Origin of the sequence: Aequorivita vitellina (assembly GCF_022008365.1) — a bacterium.
Taxonomy (GTDB): Bacteria; Bacteroidota; Bacteroidia; order Flavobacteriales; family Flavobacteriaceae; genus Aequorivita; species Aequorivita vitellina.
In genome coordinates this window covers 38,166-45,548 of the sequence record NZ_JAIRBA010000031.1, presented here as the reverse complement: position 1 = coordinate 45,548, position 7,383 = coordinate 38,166, and the positions used below count along the sequence as shown (strand labels likewise).

At 37.7% G+C, this 7,383-nt stretch carries 5 protein-coding genes; all 5 read right to left on the bottom strand.

What is annotated here, in order from left to right:
• Window positions 1–217: 217 nt before the first annotated feature.
• The 5 genes from K8089_RS13660 to K8089_RS13640 all read right to left on the bottom strand — a co-directional run bounded on the left by K8089_RS13660 (window position 218) and on the right by K8089_RS13640 (window position 6,837).
• Entirely contained in the window at window positions 218–448 is a 231-nt protein-coding gene (locus tag K8089_RS13660) for a DUF6095 family protein (RefSeq protein ID WP_237603857.1), read from the bottom strand.
• On the bottom strand, window positions 441–1,256 hold the full coding sequence (murQ, locus tag K8089_RS13655) for an N-acetylmuramic acid 6-phosphate etherase (protein WP_237603856.1): 816 nt from the start codon (window positions 1,254–1,256) through the stop codon (window positions 441–443). The genes K8089_RS13660 and murQ overlap by 8 nt, the downstream gene beginning before the upstream one ends.
• Before the next feature lie 107 nt (window positions 1,257–1,363).
• On the bottom strand, window positions 1,364–2,161 hold the full coding sequence (locus K8089_RS13650; RefSeq protein WP_237603855.1) for a DUF4249 domain-containing protein: 798 nt from the start codon (window positions 2,159–2,161) through the stop codon (window positions 1,364–1,366).
• 4 nt (window positions 2,162–2,165) lie between these two features.
• A complete protein-coding gene (locus K8089_RS13645; RefSeq protein ID WP_237603854.1) occupies window positions 2,166–4,544 on the bottom strand; it encodes a TonB-dependent receptor in 2,379 nt (792 codons plus the stop codon).
• Window positions 4,545–4,608: 64 nt separating this feature from the next.
• A complete protein-coding gene (locus K8089_RS13640) occupies window positions 4,609–6,837 on the bottom strand; it encodes an NADP-dependent isocitrate dehydrogenase (protein ID WP_237603853.1) in 2,229 nt (742 codons plus the stop codon).
• Between the last annotated feature and the right edge of the window lie 546 nt (window positions 6,838–7,383).

The following is a 7,383-nucleotide window of genomic DNA, read 5'->3' as shown; positions in this document are numbered from 1 at the left end:
GGAGTATCTATGGAGTAGAGTCGGCATTGAGTCGGCTAGGAGTCGGCATTACGTCGGCATTTTATCGGCATTAAGTCGGCTTTGAGTCGCCATTTGGGAGTAGAAATATGAGTATGGAAGAACAATATTGACACAAGATACAACAAATGGACCCCGAAAGTCAAGTAAGTTCCGAAATAATAAAGTGAGGCAATTTTTTCAACTAAACAACCTTCCGTTATTTGTAAAAAATAGCACTCATAATTGTGTTGATGCCTTTGAATAAAAGAAAAATAGCTCCAGCACCCGCAATAATTCCGAAGAAAAGAAACACGAATAGCATAAATGTTTCTTTATTCAAAAAAGATAAAGTAAGTAAATACGGACTTAAGAAAAGTAACGGTAAAGCAAAGGCTAAAAATTTTATACCTTTTTTTAATAGATCGAAGTTTGTGTGTTTGTTACTCATCTTGAAAATTGTTTATTGCGTTTCGAACATTTTTATGTTTTTCCAACAGTGTTTGTGCTTCTCTTTCAGAAATATTCAATTCAGTCATAATCATTCGTACGCCGCGATCCACAAGCTTATTATTGCTTAACTGCATATCTACCATTTTGTTTCCTTTAACGCGTCCTAATTGAATCATGGCGGCGGTTGAAATCATATTTAAAACTAACTTTTGTGCGGTACCGGCTTTCATTCGCGAGCTTCCTGTAACAAATTCTGAACCTACAACTACCGCCACTGGAAATTGTGCGGTTAAGGCCAACGGACTTCCTTCGTTACAAGTTATGCAACCAGTTACAATATTGTTTTCATTACACTTTTTCAAGGCTCCAATTACGTAGGGTGTGGTTCCGGAAGCGGCAATGCCAATTACTATGTCTTTTTCTGAGATATTTTCTTGCTGAAGATCCTTCCAGCCTTGGTTTTCGGAATCTTCGGCAAATTCTACGGCTTTGCGAATGGCGGAATCGCCACCAGCAATTAAACCAATGATCAATTCGTGTGGTACGCCGAAGGTTGGCGGGCATTCACTAGCATCCAAAATACCCAAACGGCCACTCGTGCCAGCGCCGATGTAAAATAACCTACCGCCTGCTTTTAATTTTTCAATTACTTTTTCGGTAAGTTTTTCTATCTGCGGAAGCGCTTTTTCAACAGAAAACGCAACGCTTTTATCTTCATCATTTATATTTTTAAGCAATTCAGAAACGCTCATTTCTTCTAAATGATTGTATTTTGAATCCGATTCCGTAGTTTTTATAAAAGACATTTTTTCAGTGTTCAATGTTCAACGATCAGTGTTCAGTTTCGATTTTGATTTCGATTTCGATTTCGATTTCGATTTCTTCAAAGAGTAAATTGCGAAGTTAAAACATTTTACTGAACAGTATAAATAAGTGTAGAAACTTCAGAAATTCTATAATAGCCCAGTGGGAAATTATCTGGGTTTGTTTGGTTCACAATATTGCCGCGAACTGTAGCGGGCTGTGTTTCAAAAGGTCCACCGCCTCCCCCAGTTTGTTGCAAAAGCGTGAACATAAAATTATAATACGCTTCGCTCGTTCCATACAGATTAAATTGTACTTCATCGCCAGGAGCCAGGTCGTCTACTAAATAATATCCAAAAATAGGATTGCCGTCAAAAAATTCATCCTTGTAAACATCGAGCAAATCGCCTCTATCAGAAAGTCCTTCAAAAAGATAAAAATTCCCTTCGCCGGCAGGATCTGTAAAAAATGCTTTTAGCTCAATATCTTCTCCTGAAAAACCTCCATCATCGCGTTGTTCAACATATTCCAACGGAACGACCGGGTAAAGCTGTTCAGTGGCGGTGTAAGTTTCATCATTATAAACGATTGTTAAAGTATAAGCTATGTTTAATTGGAGGTTAATGTTACTCACGTAAAAGCCATCTTGGGTATAATTGAATGGATAAACCCTGCCGTTTGCATCTGTAACGGCGACGTTTGCATTAGTAACGTATGGCACATTATTATCGAAAAAAGGTGTTGTTGTGGTTAACCGAACAACAGAACTAGCGCTACCGCCCTGCAATAAATTTAAATTTGCTTCTACGACGAGTCGGGGATCAGCTTCATTTAATTCTACTTCAATAACGTCTTCGCAGGAAGTTAGTATCCCGAAGAAAATCACTAAAAATAATAGCTGTTTCATAATCTTAAAATTTAAAATTATAGGTTACCGAAGGGATTATCCCAAAAATAGAGAGCTTTACTGCTTCATTTTGATCAATATCTGTATTTTCCCTAAAACTGATAGACGCGGCATTCTTACGATTATACACGTTATAAATACTGAAAACCCATTCGCCTTTCCAGCGTGAATTTCCGCGAAGGCCGGAATCTCTTTCACCTTTTGGAGTCCAAGTGGCAGACAAATCTAAACGGTTAAATGTTGAAAGACGACTACTGTTACGTGCTCCGTAAACAGGAACCACTACGCCATTGTAATTGTATTGTCCTTCGGGATAGGTGGTGGGAATTCCAGTTTGAAAGATAAAATTGGCGCCAAAAGACCATTTTTTTGTAAGTTCATATTGGCCAGTAACTGAAATGTCGTGCGTTTTATCCCAAGCGCTATTATACCATTCACCATTATTTATACCGGTTTCTACTTCCGTTCTTCCGGGGGTGCGTTGTTCACTTTTAGAAAGGGTGTATGCCAACCAACCTTGCAATTTTCCTGTATTTTTTCTGAAAAGCATTTCCAATCCGTACGCCCGGGCTTCGCCTTTTAATAAAATTTGCTCAATGGCGTTGTTGGCAATCAAATCTGCATCGTCTACGTAGTCTAATCTGTTTTTCACTACTTTGTAAAAGGATTCTACTTCCAAAGAATAATTTTTGAAATTTCTGAAATAGCCAAAGGCAACTTGATCTGCTAATTGTGGGTCAATATATTTTCCGCTGGGCGCATAAATATCAAAAGGAGTGGGAGACGTAGTGTTGCTAATTAAATGTACATATTGCGCCATCCTGTTGTAACTTGCTTTGATGGATGAATCGTCATTTAATAAATATGAAATTGCAAAGCGCGGTTCTAAATTGGCGAAGGATTTTATGGTTTCACTTCTACTAAATGAGACGGTGTCTGTTGGTTTCGCTTTTTGATAAATATCTAAACTTTCGTTGTAAAATATTGGGTTGTCATTTGCGTATAAAAATAATTCATCCTGCCCCAAACGGTTAAAAGTTGACAATCGGAGTCCGGCTTGAATAGATATTTTATCAGAAACTTCAATATCGGCATCAACATAAGCAGCATTTTCCCAAGCGTATTTATCGGTGAGTTTAAAGCGATTTACACCCGAATCTTCGGTGGTTGGCGATACATTTCCGGGATTAAATTTGTAGTAAATACTGTTTATTCCGTAGCGTAAATCTATGTTGTTTGAAATATAATTTGTGAAATCATACTTCAAATTGAAATTTCGGATGCCACTGTCAAAATCGAATTCTACAAATTTCAGTTCCAAACCGTAATAGTAGTCGGAATAAATTAGTGATAGATTTGAAAACAATTTATCTGAAAAGAGATGGTTCCACCGAAGGTTTAAAGTTGTGTTTCCGAAGCTATTCGCGAAGCTGTCAGAGATTTCAAAAACGTCTCTTCCGAAGTACCCCGATAAAAATAGGCGGTTATTTTCATTGAAATTATAACTTAGTTTTGTGTTTAAATCGTAAAAATAAGCGATGTTGTCATTGTTAAATAACGGAAGAAATAAATGTGCGTAACTACTGCGCCCGCCAATCAAAAATGAAGCAGTGTCTTTTTTAATAGGCCCTTCCAAAAGCAAACGGCTCGCAACCAGACCAATGCCGCCGCTTGCACGATATTCGCGATTGTTGCCATCTTTTTGGTAAATGTCTAAAACTGAAGAAATACGTCCGCCGTAACGGGCGGGAACTCCTCCTTTATAAAGCGTTAAATCTTTGATGGCATCCGGATTAAAAACCGAAAAGAAACCAAATAAATGCGACGAATTATAAAGTGTAGCCTCGTCTAACAAAATTAAATTTTGATCTGCCGCACCGCCGCGAACGTTGAAACCGCTAGCGCCTTCGCCCGCACTTGTAACTCCGGGAAGTAGCGTTATTGCTTTTATAACATCTACTTCGCCCAAAACCACAGGAATTTTTTTAATGGTGTTTGTAGAAAGTGTGTTTTTACTCATTTGCGAACTTCGCACGTTGAGCCTTTCGCCGTTTGCTTCAATAACCACTTCGTCTAAACTTTCTGTATCTGTTGCCAGTGCCAAATCTTTTTTGATGTTTTCGGTTAGCGAAATATTAAATGTTTGAGTTGCAAAACCGATGCTGCTGTAATAGATTTCGTAATCGCCTTTTGGGAGTGTAATTGAGTAATATCCGTATTGATTGGTCACTGTTCCCGTTTGTATTGAAGGAATAATTACGTTTACCCCGAACAAGGTTTCTCCTGAATCTGCTTCGGAAATGGTGCCGCTGATTGTAAATTTTTCCTGTGCGAAAGCGGCAATGCATCCGAAGAAAAGTAGGAAGGTGAATATTTTTTTCAAAGGTTATTTTATTAGGTATAAAAAAACCTTCAGCGAGGCCGAAGGTTTATTGAGCGCTTGGCGTTTAATTTAATTGCGCCAGTATGGTGTTAAATGTATTACTAGGCCGCATGGTTTCAAAAACCAGTTTTTCGGTAGGCTCATAATAACCGCCAATATCTACTTTATGGCCTTGGGCAGAAATTAATTCGTCATTAATTTTAGCTTCGTTTTCCTTAAGTTTTTTAGCAATTGGAGCAAAGATATTCTTTAACTCCTGGTCTTTGTCTTGTTTTGCAAGTGCATCTGCCCAATACATTGCCAAATAAAAATGACTTCCGCGGTTGTCTATTTCGTTCACATTTCGAGAAGGCGATTTGCTATTTTCAAGATATTTTTCGGTTGCTTCGTCTAAAGCATCGGCTAAAACAATTGCTTTTGGGTTGTTGTAATTGGTTCCTAAATGTTCCAATGAAACGGCTAGAGCTAAAAATTCACCTAAAGAATCCCAACGTAAATGATTGTCTTCTAAAAATTGCTCAACGTGTTTTGGGGCCGAACCTCCGGCGCCGGTTTCAAATAAGCCACCACCATTCATTAGTGGAACGATGGAAAGCATTTTTGCACTCGTACCCAATTCCAAAATAGGGAAGAGGTCTGTTAAATAATCGCGTAACACATTCCCTGTAACCGAAATTGTATCTTTCCCAGCTTTTACGCGTTCCAAAGTATATTCGGTTGCTTTTTCTGGGGAGAGAATTTTTATTTCTAATCCGTCTATATTGTGCTCGGGTAGGTATTTGTTTACTTTTTTGATGAGTTCGGCATCGTGAGCTCGGTTTTCATCTAACCAAAATACTGTTGGGTTTCCAGTTGCACGGGCACGATTTACAGCTAATTTAACCCAGTCTTGAATTGGCAAATCCTTTACTTGGCACATTCTCCAAATATCGCCTTTTTCAACATTGTGTTTAATAATTACTTTTCCAGAAGCGTTTAAAACTTCAACTATTCCGTCTGCTGGAATTTCAAATGTTTTGTCGTGACTGCCGTATTCTTCAGCTTTTTGCGCCATTAAACCTACGTTTGGCACTGTGCCCATTGTAGTTGGATCGAAGGCTCCGTGTTTTTTACAAAATTCAATTGTGGTTTCAAAAACACTGGCATAACTACTATCTGGAATTACAGCTTTGGTGTCGTGGCTCTTACCATCTGGCCCCCACATTTGTCCTGAATTGCGAATCATCGCAGGCATAGAAGCATCTACAATTACATCACTTGGAACGTGCAGGTTTGTTATGCCCTTATCGCTGTTAACCATTGCTAAATCTGCGTTTTCAGATATAATCTTTTTAATGTCTTGAAGAATGGCGTCTCTTTCGTATTCGTTCAATTCGGAAAGTTTGTTTTCCAAATCGCCCAAACCGTTGTTAGCATCAACGCCTAATTTCTTAAATGTATCGGCGTATTTTTTAAATAAATCTTCAAAGTAAACTTTTACGGCATACCCGAAAATAATTGGGTCGCTCACTTTCATCATCGTCGCTTTCAAATGAATTGAAAACAATACCTTTTTATCTGTGGCGTCTTTTACTTGTTCTTCTAAAAAGGAAACCAAAGCCTTTTTACTCATTACCGTTGCATCGATAATTTCGCCTTTTAAAACTTTTAAATTTTCTTTTAAAATAGTTTTGTTTCCGTCTTTTTCCACCAAAACGATACTTAATGTGTCGTCTGCATCAAGTGTAAGCGATTTTTCATTGTGAAAGAAATCGCCTTCCTGCATTGTTGCAACATGGCTTTTACTATCGCTACTCCAAGCACCCATACGGTGTGGATTTTTTTTAGCGTAATTTTTTACGGCTTTTGGGGCGCGTCGATCGCTATTTCCTTCACGGAGTACTGGATTTACGGCACTTCCTTTTACGGTGTTGTATCTAGCTTGAATTTCTTTTTCTTCTGAAGTTTTTGGGTCTTCGGGATAATTAGGAATTTTAAAACCTTTCTTTTGAAGCTCGGCAATGGCTTCGTTTAATTGTGGTATTGAAGCACTAATATTTGGAAGTTTAATAATGTTTGCTTCTGGGGTTTTAGCCAGTTGGCCTAATTCGGCCAAATCGTCTGTTACACGTTGTTCTTCTTTTAAAAACTCTGGAAAAACAGCCAAAATTCTTGCAGCAAGCGAAATGTCTCTACTTTCTAATACTATGTTTGCTGGTGCAGTAAAAGCTTTTACAATTGGTAAAAATGAATGGGTTGCCAAAGCCGGTGCTTCATCGGTTTTGGTGTATATAATTTTAGAAGCGTTCGTCATTGAAATATTTTTAGGAAACATTAAATTTTAAAGTTGCAAAGATAGCGATTTGGCGGCGTTTTTGAAAGAGAAGTAGCAGCATAATTGCTCAAGTAAGACTTGAAACACACCGAAGAAACTTAGATTTAAAATCGCGTTAACTTTACTTAAAAATGCAACTTCTAAAAACAAGAAAAGCCATATCACTGTATAAATACATTGTGATATGGCTCCTTGTAAAGTAAATCGTTACCATCTATCCGTCAAGGCGGAAACAAGGCAAGTTTATTATCCACTTGCAAATGTGATTTACTTACACGAGTTCGAATTTTTCTAGTTTCGCATTGCTGTAAGACAAATGCGTCTTTTAAAAAAGCGACTCATAAACTTTTTTGATCTCAGTACTAATAATCTAAAGATCGTGAGTACCTCAAGCAATCAAAAAAAGCTTGTAAAGTGTGTTGCTTTTTATTAATTCAAAATCTGGAAACTAACATTCTTGCGAGCGTTAGCTTCATTTATAATTTTGAAAAAATATGTAAAAGAACGTTACTTTAGGTTTTCAAT